Annotated in this window: 10 protein-coding genes; all 10 read right to left on the bottom strand. The window is 64.3% G+C overall.

The genetic code is table 11. The annotated features are described in order from the left end of the window. Positions 1–256 precede the first annotated feature (256 nt). The gene (locus VQ071_RS28055; protein ID WP_340518038.1) at positions 257–1,864 is read right to left on the bottom strand and encodes a helix-turn-helix domain-containing protein; all 1,608 of its coding nucleotides are present in this window, start codon (positions 1,862–1,864) and stop codon (positions 257–259) included. A 4-nt stretch (positions 1,865–1,868) separates the two neighbouring features. Next, the gene (locus VQ071_RS28050; RefSeq protein WP_340518037.1) at positions 1,869–3,626 is read right to left on the bottom strand and encodes a cache domain-containing sensor histidine kinase; all 1,758 of its coding nucleotides are present in this window, start codon (positions 3,624–3,626) and stop codon (positions 1,869–1,871) included. Beyond that, positions 3,623–5,593 carry an ABC transporter substrate-binding protein gene (locus tag VQ071_RS28045; RefSeq protein ID WP_340518036.1) on the bottom strand — a complete coding sequence of 657 codons (1,971 nt, stop codon included), beginning with the start codon at positions 5,591–5,593 and terminating at the stop codon, positions 3,623–3,625. Before VQ071_RS28045 ends, VQ071_RS28050 begins: the two co-directional genes overlap by 4 nt. A 119-nt stretch (positions 5,594–5,712) precedes the next feature. Further along, positions 5,713–6,378: a ribonuclease H gene (rnhA, locus tag VQ071_RS28040; RefSeq protein WP_340518034.1), complete on the bottom strand. Its 666-nt coding sequence runs from the start codon at positions 6,376–6,378 to the stop codon at positions 5,713–5,715. Between the two features lie 990 nt (positions 6,379–7,368). Next, the gene (locus tag VQ071_RS28035; RefSeq protein WP_340518033.1) at positions 7,369–8,412 is read right to left on the bottom strand and encodes a serine hydrolase domain-containing protein; all 1,044 of its coding nucleotides are present in this window, start codon (positions 8,410–8,412) and stop codon (positions 7,369–7,371) included. Then, entirely contained in the window at positions 8,405–8,569 is a 165-nt protein-coding gene (locus tag VQ071_RS28030) for a hypothetical protein (RefSeq protein ID WP_340518031.1), read from the bottom strand. Before VQ071_RS28030 ends, VQ071_RS28035 begins: the two co-directional genes overlap by 8 nt. A 750-nt stretch (positions 8,570–9,319) precedes the next feature. After that, a complete protein-coding gene (locus tag VQ071_RS28025; protein WP_340518029.1) occupies positions 9,320–15,703 on the bottom strand; it encodes an RICIN domain-containing protein in 6,384 nt (2,127 codons plus the stop codon). Between the two features lie 21 nt (positions 15,704–15,724). Then, on the bottom strand, positions 15,725–18,160 hold the full coding sequence (locus VQ071_RS28020) for a glycoside hydrolase family 31 protein (protein ID WP_340518027.1): 2,436 nt from the start codon (positions 18,158–18,160) through the stop codon (positions 15,725–15,727). A 47-nt stretch (positions 18,161–18,207) separates the two neighbouring features. After that, on the bottom strand, positions 18,208–19,050 hold the full coding sequence (locus tag VQ071_RS28015; RefSeq protein WP_340518025.1) for a sugar ABC transporter permease: 843 nt from the start codon (positions 19,048–19,050) through the stop codon (positions 18,208–18,210). Beyond that, positions 19,050–20,354 carry a sugar ABC transporter permease gene (locus tag VQ071_RS28010; protein WP_340518023.1) on the bottom strand — a complete coding sequence of 435 codons (1,305 nt, stop codon included), beginning with the start codon at positions 20,352–20,354 and terminating at the stop codon, positions 19,050–19,052. Before VQ071_RS28010 ends, VQ071_RS28015 begins: the two co-directional genes overlap by 1 nt. Positions 20,355–20,431: the final 77 nt, after the last annotated feature.

Raw genomic sequence — 20,431 nt, 5'->3', positions numbered from 1 at the left:
TGTCCTGGCGCAGGAGAAAATAACTGCGGTTTGGCAGTTATCTCCCCTTTCAAGGCTGTGTTGCACGAACGGTTTGGGGAAGAACTTCAACGTAGCCGCATCCCTGTCGTCCAGGATCGCTCGTTCAAACGCAACAAACAGACCAAGGACAATACATTCATGAAGACCACGCGCCGGGGAGCGGCAGTTTTTTACCTGACAACATTGGGGCCAAGCGGCGGGGACCAAGCGGCGCGGCGCTTGCCGACGCCCGCCGTCAGGCGCCGCGGATCGACTTGCGGTAGTCGTGCGGGGACATGCCGTACACTTTGCGGAACAGGCGGGCGAAGTACGAGAAGTTGCCGTAGCCGAGGCTGTCCGCGATCTCGCTGATCGTGCAGTCCGTGCCGACGAGCAGGTCGGACGCCCGCCGCATCTTTTCCTGCAGCAGATAGTCGGTCAGCACCATGCCCGTCTCCTTGCGGAACAGCCTGGACAAGTAGGCCGGATTCAAAAAGACATGCGCGGCCAGTTCCTCGCGCGTCAGATCGCGGTCCAGATGGGCGGCGATATGAGCCTTGACCTTGAGCACGGCCGGGCTCTCGGACTCTCCCTCGGCGAGCAGCGCATACGCGGCGTCGAGCACCTCGGACGCCCACTGGCGCAGCCGCGCGACCGAGCGGCTCGCCGCCTCCGCGCCGGGCAGCGCGCGGCCGTCGTACAGCCGGTGCGCGGAAAAACCTTTGCGCTGCAGCGCGTAATAGACCGCCTGCAGGAGCGCATGATACACCGCGGCGAGCGCCTCCGGCGTCAGCTCCCGCCCGCTCATACCGCCGAGTGCGGCGTCCAGCGCCCGCATCACGCTCTCCTTGTCCCGCTGCTCGATCAGGTCGGCCGCATCCAGCAGCATGCCGTCCCCGGGCCCGCCCGTGCCGCCGTCCGGCAGTTCGGCGCCCGAGACGGCGACCGCCTCGCTCGTGCGGCTGACATTGCGGTACTCCGCGCCGAGGAGCTGCAAGTATGCGCTGCGCGAGTCCTCGACCGGGACGACGTCGCTCACGTAGCAGGACAGCTTGCAGTAGAAATAACGCGCGCAAGCTTCGATATAAGCCCGGCAGTCGTCCAGCAGCCTGCCGCCCGCAGCATCGTCCCGCCCGGCATGCACCGCGACGAACGTATTGCCCCGCCTGTCGCGGACGACGCTGCCGCTGCGCGTCTCCAGCAGCACCTCCTCGGCCGCCTTGCGGAGCGCGAACTCCATAATCTCCTCTTCCCGTTCGCTGAGCGGCTTCTGCCATTCCTCGATGCTGACGAGGACGAACGCGACGCGCGCCAGCTCCCCCGGCGGCACATCGAACGAAGCGAGCGCGGCGGAGATCGCCTCGCGCGAAGGCTGGATGTCGCGGTCGAACACGTCCTGCCAGAAGCGCTCGAGCAGGATCGGCCGGCGCTCCCTCCACAGCTCGGCGTATTTGTGGTACAGCTCGTCCTTCTCCTCGTGCCGGCGCCGTTCCTCCACCTTGCGGACCGTCTTGCGCAGCACCTCTTCCAGATCGCCATAAATGACGGGCTTGAGCAGATAGTCGCTGCCGCCCAGCTGCAGTGCCTTCTGCGCATACGAGAACTCCGAATGACAGGTGAGCACGACCGTCTCGATCGGGAGGCCGCGCTCCCGCACCCAGGCCATCAGCTCCAGTCCGCTGCCCTCGGGCATCTCGATGTCGCAGATCATGACATCGATCTCCTGACGGGCCAGCAGCTCCCTCGCCATCTCCGCATGATACGCCTCATACACTTCGTCCACCCCGGCCGCCTGCCAGTTCACGCCGGACTGCAACCCTTTGACCGCATAATATTCGTCATCGACGATGAGCAACCGGATCATCGCGCTACGCCTCCTGACTGTTGGATTTGAACGGCAGCGTGAGCCGGGCCACGGTCCCGCGCGGCTGGCCGTCCGCGAACTGAAGCTTCACGTTTGTCTTGTAGAACAACCGGCACCTGCGGACGATATTCCATAGCCCGACATGACCTTCCTGCGGCTCCACCGCCGCCGCCATCTCCTCGAGCGCCGCGGCCTGCCCCGCCGCGAGCCCCTTGCCGTTGTCGGCGACCTCGATGCAGACCGCCTCCCCCTGTGCGTCGCGTGCGGCATAGACGCGAACCGCGATCCGGTAGGCTTCCCCCGCGCGGAAGGAAAAGCCGTGCACCATCGCATTCTCGACGAGCGGCTGGACCGTGAGCGGCGGCAGCGCGAAGTCTGCCAGCGCAGGATCGACCTCGAAGTCGAACGCAAGCGCCTCCGGAAACCGGTATTTCTGAATGGACAGGTAGTCGTGGATATGCGCCATCTCGTCCTTGATCGCGATTGCGGGCGTCTGTATGCGCGTGGCGTAGCGGAAGTAGCGGACGAGATGCAGCGCCATGCTCTGGATGATGTCGTAGCTCTTGGTCTGTGCCAGATGATAAACGATGTTGAGCGAGTTCATAAAAAAATGCGGATGAATCTGGGCTTGCAGCGCCCGCAGCTCCGCCTTCTGCGTCCGGATCTGCTCCTCGTAGATGTCGATTTTCAGATGCTCGATCTGGGTCGCCATCCCGTTGAACGTCTCGTTGATCGTGACGAACTCCAGCAGCCGGTTGTCCTCGAGCCTCGCGGTGAGATCGCCCGAGCGGATGCGACGCATCCCCTTGATGAGTCCGACGATCGGCTTGACGATGGCCCGCTGGAGGAAGACGAGGTAGACGGCGAGCAGCGCGGCGGCCACGACCGGAACCCAGTACGTCAGAATGCGGAAATACGGCAAGCCCTCCAGCACGCGGCGTTCGGGCAGCAGCAGCGACAGATGGAGGCCGGCGCTGCGCGACGTCTTGCCGATGAGCAGGTAGCGCTGGTCCAGCTTGACGATATGGTAGACGGCCTTCTCCTGCCCGGACGCCGCAGCCGGTCGCAGCTCGAGAGAAGCGTCTCCGTTCAGGGGGCCTTCGCTCTTGGACAGCAGCCTGCCCGCGTCGTCGGACAGAATCGCCTGACCGCCGCCGTCCCGGGTCAACTGGTGGAAGGGCTCCATCAGCCGGTCCAGATCGACCCAGGCGCCGATGTACGAGCGATAGCCCGAATCCACGACGCGCACGAGCGCATACGAGCCGTCCAGCTCGACGACGTTCCAGCGGGAATAACTCGGGCCGCCGTCGCCCGTGCGCGCCAGCATGCGGCGCAGCGTGTCCTGCACGAGCAGCTTGCGCGCGTACGAGACCGACGTTTGCGGCGCGAGCAGCAGATTGTCGGTGGCTGCGCCGTAGGCGAACAGCACGTCGGCGGCGTCGTAATAGTTGGTGTTGAAAAAAAGATCGTTCATCGTATGCGTCTGGGCGAGGTAATACGTCCATGTGTCCTTGGCGTTCTGCCCGAGCGAGATCAGACTGTCGTCCTGCTCCGCCGTCTTGTACAAGTAGTTCTCGATCTCCTCCAGCGCCTTGTCCATGTCGTTGACGTACATCGTCAGCAGGCTCTGGTTGGACTGGGCGACCTGAGAATGCACGACCCGCGTGGCGTACAGGTTGTTCGACAGGAGCAGCACGACGAGCGGCACGGTGACGAGCGCAAAGCCGAGCACGAGTCTGGAGCGCAGCGTGGGCTGTCTCATCGGCTGTCCCCCCGCTGCGCGAGCCAGGCGTCGAGCTGCCGCTGCTTCTCGGCGATGACGAGCTCGGCGCCCGCTTCCTTCAGCTTCTGGCGGTACATCGGCAGCACGACGTCCGGATCGAGCGCGCCCGTGTTGACGGCCGGGCCGAAGTCCTCGTCGACGCTGGCGCAGGCCGCGATCTCGTTTTTCACCTTTTCCGGATCGAACACGAAGCCCAGCGCCTGCGACTTGTCCGCCGCCGCGTTGAACGCGCGATACTGCGCCCATAGCTGCGGGTCCTCGTTGCTCCACAGATACGAATTGAGCTGGTTGCCGAACATCCACGACTGGTTGAGGTTGTACCCGACCGTCTTGGCGTCCACGCCCGCTGGATATTCGATCTGGCCGTCCGCGCGCTTGACGTAATGCTTGCCTTCGATGCCCCAGTCGAGCAGGTTGAGCAAATAGGGATCGGTGTACAGCAGGTTCAGCAGCATCATCGCTTTTTCCGGATGCCTGGCGTTTTTGGAGATCGCGAACATCGCGCTCGTCGTGTCCGCCGTCGTCGTATAGGGTTTGGTCAGCTCGACCGTCGTCATCGGCATGCCGGTGTTGCGCGAAGCCTGAATCTCGAAGCCGGGCTTGAGCGACTCAGCGAACGCGAACGCCCTGCCCGCCTTGACCGCCTCGTACTCGCTGTCCTTGGACACCGTCGCATCCGGGTTCAGGTAACCGGCCCGGTTCCACGCGTACATGAGCCTCGCGTTCGCTTCGAACTCGGGCGTATCGACCAGGTTGACGACGCGACGCGAATCGCCCGACCTGGGCAGCACGCCGGGACCGTCGCCGAGCATATCGAACAGGCCATATTGAAGCAGAAAGGTAAGCGGACTGCGGTCGGCCCGCGCCTGGAGCGGGTACAGGTCCGGCTCGTGCTGCTTGATCTTGGCGAATACGGGCGTCAGATCGGCCAGCGTCCGCACCGCGGACAGGTCGATGCCGTATTTGTCCACGAGATCCTTGCGCATGACCAATCCTTTGCTGGAGGCGAATTCTTTGTTGGCGACGATGCCGTAGACGCTTCCGTTGACCTTGCCCGCCTCGATGATGGCCGGGCTCAGAATGCCGCCGATGCCCTTGCCGTACTGGGCCAGCAGGTCGTCGAGCGGGATGAAGCGCCCCTTGGCGACCTCGTCGCCGAAGCGCATCCAGCCGGCCGTGAACATCAGGTCGATCTGCTCGCCGGAAGCGAACATGAGGCCCGTCTTGTCCCACCAGCTCCCCATGTCGATCGGCTTCAACTTGATGCCGGCGTTGATTTTTTTGGCGAGGTACCGGCTCATCTCGTCCTCGACGAGCCGCAGATCGCGTGGCGTGCCCGCGGGGAACGCCATTACGATCGTATCCGTCGCCGCGGCGCCGGACGGAGGCGCGGACGGGGAAGCGCCGGCGGCGGATGCCCCTGCCGAGGATGAAGGATCGGCTGTTGAAGGCATGCCGCTGCCGGCCCGGTCGATGCCTGCGGCAAGCCAGACGGCCGCCGCGGCGCCGAGGGCGCAGGCGACGACGACAATTGCAATCGCTTTCTTATTTTGAAGTCCCAAACGGGCGACCACCTTCTGACGAGAGTTCGGCGCGAGCGCGCTGCGCGGAGCCTGCGACGGCCGGCCGTGGGCGGCTTGGCCGACTGCGATACGGCCTGCTGCGGTATAGCCGGGCACGGGCGGCTTGGCCGACTGCGACATGGTTTGGCATACTGCGGTATGGCCGGTCGTGAGCGGCTTGGCCGACTGCGGCATGGCTTGGCATGCTGCGGTATGGCCGGTCGTGGGCGGCTTGGCCGACTGCGGCATGGCTTGGCATACTGCGGTATGGCCGGTCGTGGGCGGCTTGGCCGACTGCGGCATGGCTTGGCATGCTGCGGTATGGCCTGCTGCGGGCGGCCTGGCCGTCCTGCCGCATTCGCGGGCGCGCTGCCGATTCTTCATCTTAACGCCGGAACGCGCCCGGGGACAACCAAAATTGTGACTTCGACTGTTCAAATGGTGACCAATCCGGCGCAGTGCGATATCCCGCGTGCGGCGTCCCTGCGGGAGGTGGACGACGTTTAGCCTTTTCTGCCGTAATCCGCCTTCACTTCGCCCCAGCGCTCCGTCTCCCACTTGAGCACCTTGTTCGGATAGGCGTTGACTTTAAGCCAGCTCAGCGCACGATCGACCAGCTCCCATATTTCCTGCGTCGAGGCATCGCGGGGGAGCGTCGTCACGACTTCCTTCTGCTTCACCCACTTGAGCGCCGTGCGGGAGTCGCTGTAGATCGTCTTCGCGCTGCCTTGACGCTTGAGATAGGCGAGCGCGTGCACGATCGCCAGAAATTCGCCCAGATTGTTCGTACCCTTGGACACCGGGCCGACCTCGAACAAGACGTCTCCGGTCCGCGTGTCCACGCCTCTGTATTCGACCGGTCCCGGATTGCCACGCGTCCCGACGTCCACCGACACGCTGTCGAAGTCGATCTCCTGCTCCGCTTGGGCGGGCGTCAGCGGGAGCGCAGCCGCCCCCGACTTGGAAGCCGCAGCCGCGCGTTTTCCGCCGCCGCCCTGCCCCCAATGCTTTTTCCAGCCTTCGCGGTAGGCGGTCTCCGCTTCCTTTTTGCTCGCGTACGACTTGTACTTGGCGTCCTTGCGCCCGCTCACCTGCGCCTGGCAGGCCGGCCAGGAGTCGTACACACCCGGCGCGCCGCCTTCCCATACAACATAATACTTGCTCGCCATGCTTCTTCCCCCATACTGCCCCGCGCTTGCCGCGGATGCCGACTTTAAGAATAGATTGTATCACAGTCGGCGCTGCGGCCGAAAAAAAACGAGCATCGGCAGCCGGACGAGAACAAGCGGTGGGATAACGGACATTTTTTCCGGTATTCGGCTTCGGAGGAGGGTGTGCAGGCGGGATAACGGACATTTTTTCCGTTATTTCGTCTCGAAGGAGAGTGTGCGGGCCGGATAACGGACATTTTTTCCGGTATTCGGCTTCGGAAGAGGGGGTGCGAGCCGGATAACGGACATTTTTTCCGTTATTCGGCTTCGGAGGAGAGTGTGCGGGCGGGATAGCGGTCATTTTTTCCGGTATTCGGCTTCGGAGGAGGGTGTGCGGGCAGGATAACGGACATTTTTTCCGTTATTCGGCTTCGGAGGAGGGTGTGCGGGCAGGATAACGGACATTTTTTCCGTTATTTCGTCTCGAAGGAGAGTGTGTGGGCGGGATTACGGACATTCTTCCCGGTATTCGGCTTCGGAAGAGGGGGTGCGAGCCGGATAACGGACATTTTTTCCGTTACTCGGCTTCGAAGGAGGGTGTGCGGGCAGGATAGCGGTCATTTTTTCCGGTATTCCGTCTCGGAGGAGGGTGTGTGGGCGGGATAGCGGTCATTTTTTCCGTTACTCGGCTTCGGAGGAGGGTGTGCGGGCGGGATAGCGGTCATTTCTCGCATACAGCATGGTCCGGCCGTTTGGTCACCCCTATAGAGTTGCTTTCTTCGCTTACAGCAGCCGGCTCGCGCTGTAACAGCGTCTTTCTCGCTTGCACCACGGTCCGATGTCTCGGCGCCCCTGTAACGGTACTTTTCTCGCTTGCAGCTGTCGGTCTGCGTGAACCATACGAAAAAGGCCCCCCTTCGGGTGCCGTGATTCCGCTAGCTCTTATGCGCCGCCCGCGAGATCGCGCGGACTACGAATCCTTCGTCGTTCATGAACTCGATGATCTCATTAATACTGCGTTCGCTTAGATCCATAGTTCGTTTCGTTCGCAGCTCGGTGACGAGATGCAGAGTTCATTATCGCTTCGTGCAGAAGAGGTCTTAGCTGTCTGATCGGATTGTCCCGGCCGTAATGAACGGCATTCGTCAGCAGGACGACCGTAAGCTCGCTTGTCGGATCGATCCACAGGCTGGTACCCGTGAAGCCGGTGTGGCCGAAGCTCCCGATTGGCCAGGTCGGTCCGCATGCCAGCGCGTCATTGTGTCCGTCCTGCACTTGCCAGCCGAGTCCCCGCGCCTCGACCGGATCTGCCAGGCTCGCCTCGATCCACGCTCGGTCAAGCCAAGCGTTGGCCTCCGGGTTCAGCCAAGCTTGCGCATAACGCACGATATCGTCCGCCGTCGAGAAAAGGCCCGCGTTGCCGGATACGCCTCCTAGCCGATAACAGGTCTCGTCGTGCACTTCGCCCTGGAGGTAGGCATCGCCGCTCCATTCGGTCGGGGCAATTCGTTCCTTCCATTCGGGCGGCGGATTGAAGCGGCTGTCCTTCATGCCCAATGGCCGGAATATGCTCTCCTCCGCGAACAGATCGAGGCTCATCCCCGAGACGGCCGACACCACCCAACCCATCAGGATCATGCCCAAGTCGCTGTATGCCACTCGCTCGCCAGGCTTGCTTTTTAATTCCTGCGCCAGTAGCTCCTGCCGTATGTCCCTGGTCGCATGACGTTCACGGAAACCGGGAATCGCGCCAGGCATTCCGGAGGTATGTCTCAGGCATTGCTCGATGGTGACTTCGTCGTGGCGGAATGCCGGGACATACTTGCTCACCGGATCGCCCAGCGATAATTCCGAGGCCTGTGCAAGCAGCAGGACGGACGGCAGCGTGACGATGACCTTCGTCAATGAAGCGACATCGAAGATCGTAGACTCGGCAGCGCCTCCATAGCCGCCGCTAAACAAGACTTCGCCCCCGCGCCGAACATCGAGGACAGCTCCGGGGACCATCCGCTCCTCCACCCAGCTTCGCAGCAACCGATCGCACTTATCCATAGCGCTTCGACCGGATGACCGCGATGCGGGTTTTATCCGGCAGAGTGCCCGTCTCGTCATACTGCAGCTGCGCGAGCTTGTGGACGGACCGGATTACGGTCTGATTCGGATGCGCCAAAATAAAATCCGTCACCGCTCGCTCTTGAGGCCTCAACATGCGATAAGCTTCCTTGATGCTGACGAGTCCACCTTGCAAATCGTATCCCCCCCTTATGACCCTGCATGATTGCAATGCGTTGTTTACCGGTAACAACTCATAAACATATCATAAATCAATATTTCACGATTTTGGATATAAATCAAAATAAAATTTCAACAATATATTAAAATTGATTTATTATGAGGAATTCGAGAATAAGACGATAACGGACATTTTTTCCGGTATTCGGCTTTGGAGGAGGGCGTGTGGGCGGGATAGCGGACATTTTTTCCGGTATTCGGCTTCGGAGGAGAGTGTGCGGGCCGGATAGCGGACATTTTTTCCGGTATTCGGCTTCGGAGGAGGGTGTGTAGGCTGGATAACGGATATTTTTTCCGTTATTCCGCTTCGGAGGAGGGTGTGCGGGCCGGATAACGGATATTTTTTCCGTTATTCCGTCTCGGAGGAGAGTGTGTGGGCGGGATAGCGGACATTTTTTCCGGTATTCGGCTTCGGAGGAGGGTGTGTGGGCGGGATAACGGATATTTTTTCCGTTATTCCGCTTCGGAGGAGGGTGTGCGGGCGGGATAACGGACATTTTTTCCGTTACTCGGCTTCGGAGGAGAGTGTGTGGGCGGGATAACAGACATTTTTTCCGTTACTCGGCTTCGGAGGAGAGGGGGCATGTGAGGGAGCGAGGACCTGATATAAAAAACTTGCCGTCCGGCGCAGGTGGCCGGACGGCAAGTGATGTGTGGCGCTATGCGTTTACCGATTAAGCAGGTTGGCCGCTTGCAGCAGCCGCTTCAGCGCGGCTGCCGCCTCGGCGCGCGTCACCGCGGCCTTCGGATCGAAGACGCCGCCTGCGCGGCCTTGCAGCAGACCTTGACGCCGCAGCGTCTCCGCAGCGTCCTTCGCCCATGCGGTGATCTGTGCCGCATCGGCAAAGCCCGCATCAGCGGCCGCAGTCGTCGCCGGAGCAGCTTCTCCGCCAGCCGCCGGCGTCGTCGCGCCGTCCGCAGCCGCCGGCGCCAGCTTGAGCGCGGCCGCCAGCATGACGGCCATCTGCTCGCGCGTCACCTGCGCCCGCGGTCCGAACAGGCCGCCGCCGAGCCCCTGCACGAGTCCGTACTGCGCGGCCGCGGCCGTATCGGCCGCATACCAGGCACCGGACTCGACGTCCTTGAACGGAGCCGCACCTCCGTCTGCGGTCAGTCCGAGCGCCCGCACGAGCATCGCGGCGAACTCGGCCCGGGTCACGGACATGCCCGGCGCGAACCGCCCCCCGCCCGTGCCGTTCACGATGCGCTTGGCCGCGAGCAGCTCAGTGTCCGCCTTCGCCCAATGTGCGGCCATATCGCCGAAGGTCGGCGCCGACGACGCCAGCACATAAATGCTGTTGGTCGTGCTGCGGATCGTGACCGCCGTCCCGCCGTCCACCGTCTCAATCAGCGCCGGCACCGGGCGGAAGCCGCCGCTCGCCGGATCGTAGACGAGCGCGGCCGTCCGGGCCGCATCCAGCATACGATCCACCATCAACACCCGGTCGACGTAGACGCTGCCGAACCGCTCCAGCGGCTTGAACTGCCCTTCGGTCCGCCAGCCGAGCTTGAACTCATAGTTCGTGCCTTCGATCAGCGACAAGCCGCCCGCCTTAGCGGCGGTCTGCATCGCCGCGAGCGTATCGCCCGCCACAGGCGAGATCGACAGCTCCAGCCGTCCCTCCGTCCCCGCATCGCTCAGCCACTGCGCGACGAGCGCGAGCGGCAGCTTGTAGCTGACCTTGCCGGCGCGCACCTCGAGTCTGCCTGCCGGCAGCGCGGCAACCGCCGCCTTGAGGACGTCCGCGCCGAAGGACACCTGCACCGCGCCGCTCTCGCTTGCCGCGGCGTCGATGACAATCGCGGTCGAAGGCTTGCCTGCCAGTGCCTTCCTGACCGCTTCGTCCAAACTTTGCACAGCCGGAGTCGGCCCGCCGCCGCCGCTCGCAGGCGGTTGTCCCGGCGGATTGGTCACGACGTCCTGCGCATCCGGCACCGTCTGCGGATTCAGACCGGCTGCCGCGTCCGCGTCCTCGGCCGTGCCCGCCTCCCAGACGAACTTGTCAACGCCCGCGCCGTTAAACGTTCTGCCCAGCTTCGTGCCGCGCACGAGGACGTTCGCCAGCGTTACAGAGCCGCGGGCGTCGCTATTGACGTGAAGCCCCCATGTGCCGGCGCCGTCGATGACCAGATTTTCGACGCGCACCTTGCGCCCGTCGCCGGCCAGCACGCTTTTGTCGCCGTTCGTGTAGAAGCCCTGGTACGTGCTGTCGATCGCCTCGTTGTTGCGGATGACGATATCCGCATCGATCGGCTTGTCGCCGGCGAACAGCCAGATCGCACCGAAGTCCTGGTTCCAGTTCGGCTCGCGGCCGCCCGTGCGCAGCAGCGTATTGCGCTCGACGACCGTCGTGCCGGAGAACGGCACCGGGTTGAAGCGCGTTGACACCGCGATGCCCGCGCCGAAGCCCATCGTATCGGCGATCACATTGTCGCGGATCGCGTTGTCCTTGCCGCCGAATACGGCGACATTGTCCGCGAGTGCCGGGAGCTGGATCGTGTTAAAGCGGATGACGTTGCCCTCCGTGCGCGCCCTCTCGTCACTCACGCCCTGACGCGGGTCGGACCAGAGCGCCACCGCATCGTCCCCCGTATTCCGGATCGAGCTGTGCTCGAGCATCGAATGCTTGGTGCCTGTCGAAAAGTGAACGCCGTCGGCGTACGTGTCGCGCACGCGCAGTCCGCCGACATACAAGCCCTCGGTGTTCAACGTCCCGTCGTCGCTGAGCGTCGTCCATACGCCCGCCTTGGCGTGGCGAATCCATACGTTCATAATCGAGGAGCCGCTGCCGAACGCCCCGTCGAACGCCGCCTCCGACAGCGCGTCGCGCCTAGCGTTCACGCCGACATCGACGGTCAGGTCGCGCACGTTCACGCGGTCGCCGCTGCCCATGAAGCCAGCGCCCGCCAGCTTCGTGTGCCACATGCCCGCTCCGGCGATCGTCACCCCGCTCACCTCGAGCGGGCCGCCGGAGAGCCGGTACGTGCCGGCCGGCAGCCACAAGCCGAAGCCGCCTTCCCGCGCTGCCGCGATCGCGGACTTCAGCGCGGCCGTGTCGTCTTCGCCGTCGTCCGGCACCGCGCCATATTGCAGCGCGGACACATAGCCTGCCGGCATCGACAGCGCATCCGGCGCGAGCTCCAGCTCCGCGAAGTCGATCGTGTAGCTCGCCGCCGTATCGCCCGCGTCCTTGCGCAGCATGACTGTCGCGCCAGCCGAGATGTCGCCGACCGGCTGCTGGGCCTCGTCGTAGAAGCGATGCGCATCGCCGTCCGCAGGGTTGTTGGAATACGGATATTTGCCGTATACCCAGCCGAACTTGGACGTCAGCGCGAGCGTACCCCGCTTCTGCCCGTTCACGTAAAGGCTGAGTGTCGCATCCTGACCTGCGCCGTCCGCGCTGTCGGGGATGCTGTAGCGCAGGTTCAGGAAGTTCGCAGCCGCTGCCGTCTTGAAGGATACATAATCGCCCTCCGCGGCCAGCGTGACCGCCTGTCTGCCGGACGATTCGGCGGACAGCGTGCCGTAGATCCGGCTGCCCGATACGAGCTGCCCGTTCGTCGCCATGCCCTCGGCCTCGTAAGTCGTATACGGCAGGTCCGCGCCGCGTGCGGCGGGAGCCGTCGAGCCGCGCACGATCAGCTTATCGACCGCGACTTCGCCGGACGCCGCGCCGTCGCCGGCCAGCGCTACGCTGTTGTACCCCGCCCGCAGCGGCAGCGTCGCCTGTACCTCGCTCCATTCCGCGCTGCCGTGCAGCACCAGCTTCTGAACCTGGACGCCGTTGACGACCAGCGCCAGCTCACCATCGCCGCGATAGCGGATCGCAGCGGCATAGCTGCTGGCCGCAGGCGCGTCCACCGCGAAGAAGAGCGCCGCATCCGGTCCTTCAAAGCCGTCGGCATACGAGACGCCGTCCGCGGCCGCAAGCTGCATGCCGCCCCGGGCAAACGCGTTTTCCGCCTCATATGCGACCGTGCCGCGCAGCGGCGTCATCGCCCAGCGCGCGGCCGGCAACGCCCCGTCCGCGAGCCGCAGCCCGCCCGCGGCGCCTTCCGCCGCCAGCTGCCGCGACGGCAGCAGCGCGCTCGTCAGCGTGACCAGCCCCGCGTCGGCGGCGACCCGCCACTGCGCGCCTAGCGCCGTGCCGTCAGCGGCGAGCCCGATCGCGCCGTCCGCGCTCGCCGTCAGATAGCGGCCGGTCGCCTTGGCCTTAAACCGCGTATAGCCGTTGTAGGCTTCGGCCAGCCATTGCGACTGCTCGCCGCCGTTCGAGCCGACCGCCGCTGCCCTGACCCCGTCGCCGTCCGCCGTCAGTCTGCCGCCGCCCGCATTCACCAATGCGTACACATTGGCATCCGTTATCGCCGGCGTGACGCCGTTCACATCCTCGTTCTCCCGCTCGGGCTGTACCGCCTCCGCTGGCGCCGCCTCCAGCGTCCACCGGACACCCGGACTCTCGACCGAGCGCAGATCGTACTGCGCATAGCCCGCGCGGTCCTCCGTATGCAGGTACTCGTCCTCGTGTCCCGCTGCGCCGCTGCGGATCAGATAGCTGCCCGCAACCACGGCTTCCTCAACATGCCACAGCGAATCGTTCGAGGCGCTGCCTGCGGCTTCCGTCGCCGCATACGCCTTGCCGCCCGCGATCGACAGCACGCGGCCGGTCGCGCGGTTCTCGATGCGCATGCCGTCCGCACCGTCCAGTATCCGCCAGTGCGACGATGCGTCGCTCTCGGGACGAGCGCCGTACAGCACGGCCTGCCGTCCGTTTTCGTACAAGTACTGGCCGGTCGCGCCGTTTTTGATGCGGACGTAGCCTTCGGGCAGCGCCGCAGGGATGCTCGGCGCCGCCTCCGGAAGCCACTGCGCGCTGCCCCAGTCTGCCGGCACATCGCTCGACTGCGCGAAGCCCCTGTTGTCCTCGTCATGGATGCGTTGATCGTTTTTCCAGACATTTGTGAACACGAGTGTGCCGTCCGGTCCGTCCGTCACGGTCCACTGCGCGCTGGCATAGGACGGGTCCACCGCGAGCGCCTCCAGCGCGCTCTCGTAGCTCGTCACATGCTCGTTGCTGATGCGATGTCCGGTCGCCCGGTTGACGATCATCACGCCCTGCTGGCCCTGTCGCAGCGCCCAATGCGCGGCGGCATCCCCGAGATCGGGCTGCCCGTCCTTGACGATGCCGTCCTTCTCGTACAGATAGCTGCCCCGATACCCGTTTTTCAGCGTCACATAGCCCTGCGGCAGGCCGGTCTCCTCCACCGGCACGAATGTCCATTGCGGGCTGCCGTAAGTCCGGTCGATGACGCCGTATTGCGCGAACTTCAGCTTGTTTTCCACATGAATGTAAAGCTGGCTCCCCGGCACGTCGTTGCGGTCGCGCGCGCTGTGGATCTCCTTGTTGACGCCGTAGTCCTCAATGATCCAGTCGCCCGCGTCCGAGCCTTCGGCCAGCGCCGACGCCTTGAGCGCCTGACGCGCGTCCGTCACGCCTTCCAGAGTGATGAAGTGGCCCGTCGCGCGGTTCTGGATGCGCTTGAACCCGTCGCCCGATACGATCAGCCACTCGGCCTTCGGATCGCCCACGGCGGCGTTACCGTACTTGACGATGCCGCCCTCCTCGAACAAATAGAGTTGCAGCCAGTCGTTCTTAATGCGGATATAGCTCGGCTTCGGGTCCTCGCCGCCGCCGATCGGCGCGGCGGGGTCCTCGAGCGACCACTGCGCGCTGCCCCACGTCGCCTGCGCCCAGTCGTTGACGTGCCCGGCTCCGTCCTGGGCCTGCACGTTGAGCAGTGCCGAAGCGTCCGCGGGACTCGCGAAGGTGAAGTGTCCGTCCACGGAGCTGCCGCCCGAATCCTTGGCCGCCGCCTTGTTCCAGGCGGCAGGCGCGGATGCGGTGGCCGCAGGCTCGCCCGGCTGCAGATAGCGCCCGCTCTGCAAGTTGCGGATGAGCGTACCGTCCGCCGCATCGTACACGAGCCACTGCGCGGACTTGTCCGCGCCGTCCTCCGGTATGCCGTACTTCACCGCCCCGGCCTCATCCTCGTACAGGTAGCCGCCCTTCCAGCCGTCCTTCAGCCGCACGGGCGCCGTATCGGCAGCGATATCCAGCTTCCACAGCGCGCTGCCCCACGTCGCCTGCGCCCAGTTGTTAGCGTGGGCGTAGCCGTCCTGCGACTGCACGTTCAGCAGACGGTCCGCATAGACGGTGCTCGCCACGCTGATCTCGCCCGCCGCGTTCGGCGGCGACAACTGCCACAGCGCCGCGACCGCCGCCTCCCCGTCCTCCCAGGGCAGCGCCTCAAGCGGCTGGGTTACGTTTTCGGAAGCGAATACATTTTTCATATTCAAAAAATGCCCGCTCGCCCGGTTGCGGAACGCCGTCTTGCCGTCCACCGTCTCCGCGAACCACTGCGAGGACGCATCCGTCAGCGCCGGCTTGCCGTACTTGACTTGTCCGGCGTCCTCGTACAGATAGGTGCCCTGCCAAGAATTGAGGAGACGCACGGGCTCCGCCGCATCGGCCGCCTCCAGATGCCATACCGCGCTGCCCCAGCCGGGCTGCGCCCAGTTGTTGACATGCGCGTAGCCGTCCTGCGACTGCACGTTCAGCAGCCGGCCAGCATAGTCGGGACTTGTGACGCTGACCGCGCCCGGCTTGCCGGCAACGTCGCTCACCAGCCAGAGCGCACCCGGACGAGACGCATCCGCCCCCGTCGCTTCGAGCGGGTCGGTCATGCGCGCGTCCGGCGTGGCCGACGTCATATCGAGGACATGGCCGCTCGCCCGGTTGCGGATGAGCTTCTTGCCGCCGCCGGCGTCCTCGATACGCCACTGCGCGGACGCATCGGACAGCGCCGTCGTGCCGTAGCGCACCTTGCCGGCGCTGTCCTCGTACAGGTACTTGCCCTTCCAGTCGTCCTTGAACCGGACGTAGGCCGCCGTATCGCCCTGCGCGCCGGACGGTGCCGCGAACGCTTGCAGCGGCGCGAGCAGCAGCGCCGCGATCAGGCTGTAGACCAGCCAATTGCGCCATCGAACCATGCTTGAATTCCTCCTTGGAATCTATGATTGCGAATCTGTCTCTTGCAGGCGGAACGTGAGCGTGCCTGCCGCTTCGTCCGCCGTGCCGCCCGCGAGCCGCTTGCCATTCAGCTCCACGGCGACGTCCGCGGCGCCGGCATGGACGACCAGCGTCCGCTCGCGCCAGTCCGGCGCATAGCCGTCCAGCAGCAGCGCCGTGTCGATACGCAGCAGGAGCGATGCGGACTCGCCCGCCACTTCCCGCTCCGCATCTGCCGACGCGCTCGCCGCGATCCGCTCCTCGTACGACCGGTTCTGCTCGTAATCGAACGTCGTGCCGTCGTCCTCATACAGATCGAACACGGACGTATCGCCCGCGCGCGGCGGATAAACATGGAGCTCGAGCGTCTGCGGACTCTCCTCCGTGGACAGACGGTCCGAGGCGAGCGGCAAGATCGCGCCTTCCTTGACGAACAACGGGATGATGTCGTGCGGAGCGTCCGCGATGACGTAGCGGCCGCCCTCGAGCCGCTCCTCCGTCCAGTAGTTCACCCAGCCGCCCGCCGGCAGGTAGACGAGGCGCGTGTCGGTCCGCGGCCTGACGACAGGCGCGACCAGCACGCTGCCGCCGAGCATGAACTGGTCGCTCGCCGCCTGCGCCCGCTCATCGTCCGGATACTCGAGCAGCAGCGGCCGCATCGCGGGGATGCCGGTGCGCGACGCCTCGGCGAACAGGCTGTACAAATACGGCAGCCAGCGGTATCTGAGCTGCACGTACCGGCGCACGACCTGCTCGGTCCGGGCGCCGAACGACCAGGGCTCCTGCCGGATCGACTTCATCTCGCTGTGGTTGCGGTAGAACGGCATGAACGCGCCGAGCTGGCTCCACCGCTCCAGCAGCTCGCCGTGCGAGTCGTGGGCGAAGCCGCCGACATCCGCGCCGCACAGCGCGACGCCGGAGAGCCCCAGGTTCAGGCACATCGGCACGCACAGCTCCAGATGCTCCCAGAAGCTGCGGTTGTCTCCCGTCCACACGGCCGCATAGCGCTGGATGCCCGCGAAGCCCGCGCGCGTCAGCACGAACGGACGCCGCCCGCCGAGCTGCCGCTTCATCCCCTCGTATGTCGCACGCGACATCTGGTAGCCGTACGTATTGTGCAGCTCCCGGTGGGTGGCCGGGCGGCCGTCGTTGTCGTGCATGACGTCGAGATCCATCGTCTTCGATTCGTTGAACACGGACGGCTCGTTCATGTCGTTCCATATGCCTTCGACGCCGAGCTCCGCATAGTAGCGGTGCTCGTCGCCCCACCAGGCGCGCACCGCTTCGTCCGTGAAGTCCGGGAACGCGCTCCGCTCCGGCCATACTTGCCCGTAGAACAACTGGCCGTCCAGGTATTTGCAGAATCGCCCCTGCCGCACGCCGTCTCGGAATACGCGGTAGGCAGGATCTGCCTTCACGCCGGGGTCCACGATCGGCACGACGCGGACGCCCAACGCGCGCAGCTCGGCGATCAGACCGCCCGGATCGGGGAAGCGCTCCGGATCGAACGTGAACACGCGGTAGCCGTACATGTAGTGGATGTCCAGGTACACGACGTCGAGCGGGATGCCGCCGGCCCGGAAGCGGCGTACCATCTCGCGCACCTCGTCCGCCGTCTCGTAGCTGTAGCGGGATTGCTGGTAGCCGAGCGTCCATCTGGGCGGCAGCGGCATCCGTCCCGTCAGCGCCGTATACTGCGCGACGACATCCTTGGGCGCCGGTCCGGCGAAGAAGAAGTAGTCGAGCTGGCCGCCCTCCGCGCGGAAATAATAGTCGTCCTCGCCGCGCAGGTTGAACTCCGTCCGGTGCGTGTTGAAAAAAAACAAGCCGAACGCCCGGCCGCCGCGCAGCGTCATGTAATAAGGAATCGAGACGTACAGTTCCTGCGTCTCGGGATTGTGCGGCGCATATACGTCGGTGTTCCACATCGTCAGCCGCTCGCCCCGCTTGTCGAGGAAACCCGCCTTCTCCCCGAAGCCATAGAAGCGGTCGCGGGCGTCCATCGCCTTGAAGCAGGCGACCTCTCCGCGCGCATTAAACTTCATGCCGCCTGTCTCGGGCAGCAGCGGCTCGCCCGTCGCCGGATCGACAAAGGCGATGCGCAGCGGGGAGCGCTCAATGCGCACCTCCAATCGGGAGGAGGACAGCACGATCCGGCCCTCCTCCTCCCGCCACTCGACGGCGACGCCCGATGCCGGCGCGGCGCCGTCCGCCAGAATATGCGCGTTCAGCTCGAAGTCCGGCTCGCCGAGCGGGCTGTAGACGACGCGCGCCGTGTCTTCTCCGTAAAAGGCGATCGCGCCGCTCCCCCGCTCCGCCTCGAAGCGAAACCAGTCGCCGTCCCGCGCGAACGCGACGAGCCCGCCCGCATCGGACCATACGGTCGCCGCGCCTGCCGCCGCGTATAAATTCGGATGTATCGCCAAGCTGTTGTCCATGTTCGTTTCTCAATCCTTTCCGAAAGTAGAGCCGCTCGTCCGCCCTGCTACCCCTTGGTCGCGCCCTCCGCGAGCCCCGCGATCAGGTAGCGCTGCAAGAGGAGGAACACAATCGCGATCGGCAGCGCGACGAGAATCGTGCCGGCCGCGAACATCGTGAAGTTGTTGCCGACCTTGTCGTTGATGAAGCTGAACAGGCCGAGCGCGATCGTGAACTTCTCCGGCGAGCGCAGGATGATGCGCGGCGTCAGGAAGTCCATGAACGGCGCCATGAAGGTGAACAGCGCGACGACCGCCAGAATCGGCCGCACGAGCGGGAACAGGATGCGGAAGTACGTCGTGAGATGGCCCGCGCCGTCCATTTTCGCAGACTCGTCCAGGTCCCTCGGGATCGTATCCATGTACCCTTTGACGAGGAACACGTTCATCGGCAGCCCGCCCACCACATAGAAGATGATGAGTCCCGCGAACGTATCGAGCAGGCCGACGAGATTGAGCAGCAGGTAGATCGCCACCATCCCCATCAGCACCGGGAACATCTGCATGAGCAGCACCGCATAGATGCTGTTCTTGCGCCCCGCGAAGTGATAGCGGGAGAAGACGAACGCGACGAGTCCGACCATGATGACGGAGAACAGCGCGTTCAGGACGGCGACGTAAATCGTGTTTTTGTACCAGAGCACGTAGTCGCTGCGCGGATCGTAAAACAGCCACTTGTAATGCTCGAGCGACAGCGAGTCGGGGATCAGCTTGGAGCTGAACATGCTCGTGCCCGGATTGAGCGAGATGCTGACCGCCCACAGCAGCGGGTACAGAATGACGGCGAACATGATCAGCACGACGAGATAAATGCCGGCCACCTCGAGCCGCGACTTCAGCTTATGTCCCATCAGTACATGCCCTCCTCTCGGAACGAGCGCGTGCGGCGGAACTGGAAAAACGCGAACAGCGCAACGACAAGCCCCATGATGATCGAGATCGCGGCGGCCATCTTGTAGTTGTTCTGATCGAACGTGAGCGTGTACACCCAGGAGATCAGAATGTCGGTCGCACCCGAGCTTTGTCCCGGTACCGGCGGCCCGCCCTTGTTGAACAGATAGATGATGTTGAAGTTGTTGAAATTGTAGGAAAACTGCATGATGAGCAGCGGGGCGGTCGCGTAGAGGACGTGGGGCAGCGTGATGAAGCGCATCTTGTCCCAGCGCGAGCCGCCGTCGACGTCGGCCGCCTCGTACCAATCTCTGGAGATGCTCTGCAAGACACCCGTCACGAGTGTAAACACGTACGGGAAGCCAAGCCAGATCTGCACGAAAATGATCGCGATGCGCGCCCAGGTCGGATCGGTCAGCCACGGCACGGACGTGCCGAACAGCGACATGATGTCCCGGTTCACCGAGCCGAACGTATCGTTGAACATCGCGGCGAACACGAGCACCGTCATGAACGACGGCACCGCCCACGGCAGGATGAACACGGTGCGGATGAGCTTCTTGAAGCGGACGCGGGCGTCGTTCACCAGCAGCGCGAGGAAAAAAGCGAGCGTAATCTGCAAGCTCGTCGCGACGAGCGTCCAGACGACCGTCCAGGTGAGCACCGCGAGCAGGCTCTTGGTCCATATGCCTTCGGTGAACAGCGCGACGAAGTTGTCGAAGGCGACCCAGTCCAGCAGATGCGCGGGCGGCGAGTTGTACAGATTGTAGTTGGTGAACGCGAGGCAGATCATGAACAGCAGCGGGAAAATGACGATCATCGTCAGCAGCATAAACGTCGGCACGATGACGAAGTACGGGAAGCCGTGCTCCCAGCTATCGTGGAACGCCTGGCGGACGGACGGAATGCGGTAGCCCTCCCGTCTCTTGGCTGCGTCCCGATAGGCATCGCGGATGTTGAGCGCGTAGGCGGCCGCAAGCACGACGAGCAGCAGAATGGCGATGATCCCTTCGACGAGCAGCGTGCGGGAATCGTCGACATCCGGGTTGCTGCCGAGCGTGACGAAGCCATAGACGCCGTTCACGACCGGCGCCGCCAGCGCGATGCCGAGCGCCGCCGCGAGCAGCAGGAAGATGACGCCCTTGATGTAGCGGCGGTTGGCGAACTGGCCGAGTCCCGGCACGATGGACAGCAGCGCGGCCGTCCGGGGCGCCGGTCCGTATCCGGCGGGCGTGCCGCCGGCCGTCGCGTGATGGATTTGCATTGGTCTGACACCTTCCTCGTTAACGAGAAGAGGGACTGCGATGAGCCCCTCCTCCCTTCATTCTTGTATGTTGCCGC

Source organism: Cohnella sp. 56 (assembly GCF_037963805.1).
In the GTDB taxonomy this organism is placed as follows: Bacteria; Bacillota; Bacilli; order Paenibacillales; family Paenibacillaceae; genus Cohnella.
This window is presented reverse-complemented; position numbering and strand designations above follow the sequence as displayed.

Bases quoted from the DNA above. Each gene is read 5' to 3' on its own strand.
- VQ071_RS28055 (WP_340518038.1), bottom strand. From the start codon at position 1,864: ATGATCCGGTTGCTCATCGTCGATGACGAATATTATGCGGTCAAAGGG.
- VQ071_RS28015 (WP_340518025.1), bottom strand. From the start codon at position 19,050: ATGGGACATAAGCTGAAGTCGCGGCTCGAGGTGGCCGGCATTTATCTC.
- VQ071_RS28050 (WP_340518037.1), bottom strand. From the start codon at position 3,626: ATGAGACAGCCCACGCTGCGCTCCAGACTCGTGCTCGGCTTTGCGCTC.
- VQ071_RS28010 (WP_340518023.1), bottom strand. From the start codon at position 20,354: ATGCAAATCCATCACGCGACGGCCGGCGGCACGCCCGCCGGATACGGA.
- VQ071_RS28030 (WP_340518031.1), bottom strand. From the start codon at position 8,569: ATGTTGAGGCCTCAAGAGCGAGCGGTGACGGATTTTATTTTGGCGCAT.
- VQ071_RS28035 (WP_340518033.1), bottom strand. From the start codon at position 8,412: ATGGATAAGTGCGATCGGTTGCTGCGAAGCTGGGTGGAGGAGCGGATG.
- rnhA (WP_340518034.1), bottom strand. From the start codon at position 6,378: ATGGCGAGCAAGTATTATGTTGTATGGGAAGGCGGCGCGCCGGGTGTG.
- VQ071_RS28020 (WP_340518027.1), bottom strand. From the start codon at position 18,160: ATGGACAACAGCTTGGCGATACATCCGAATTTATACGCGGCGGCAGGC.
- VQ071_RS28045 (WP_340518036.1), bottom strand. From the start codon at position 5,593: ATGAAGAATCGGCAGCGCGCCCGCGAATGCGGCAGGACGGCCAGGCCG.
- VQ071_RS28025 (WP_340518029.1), bottom strand. From the start codon at position 15,703: ATGGTTCGATGGCGCAATTGGCTGGTCTACAGCCTGATCGCGGCGCTG.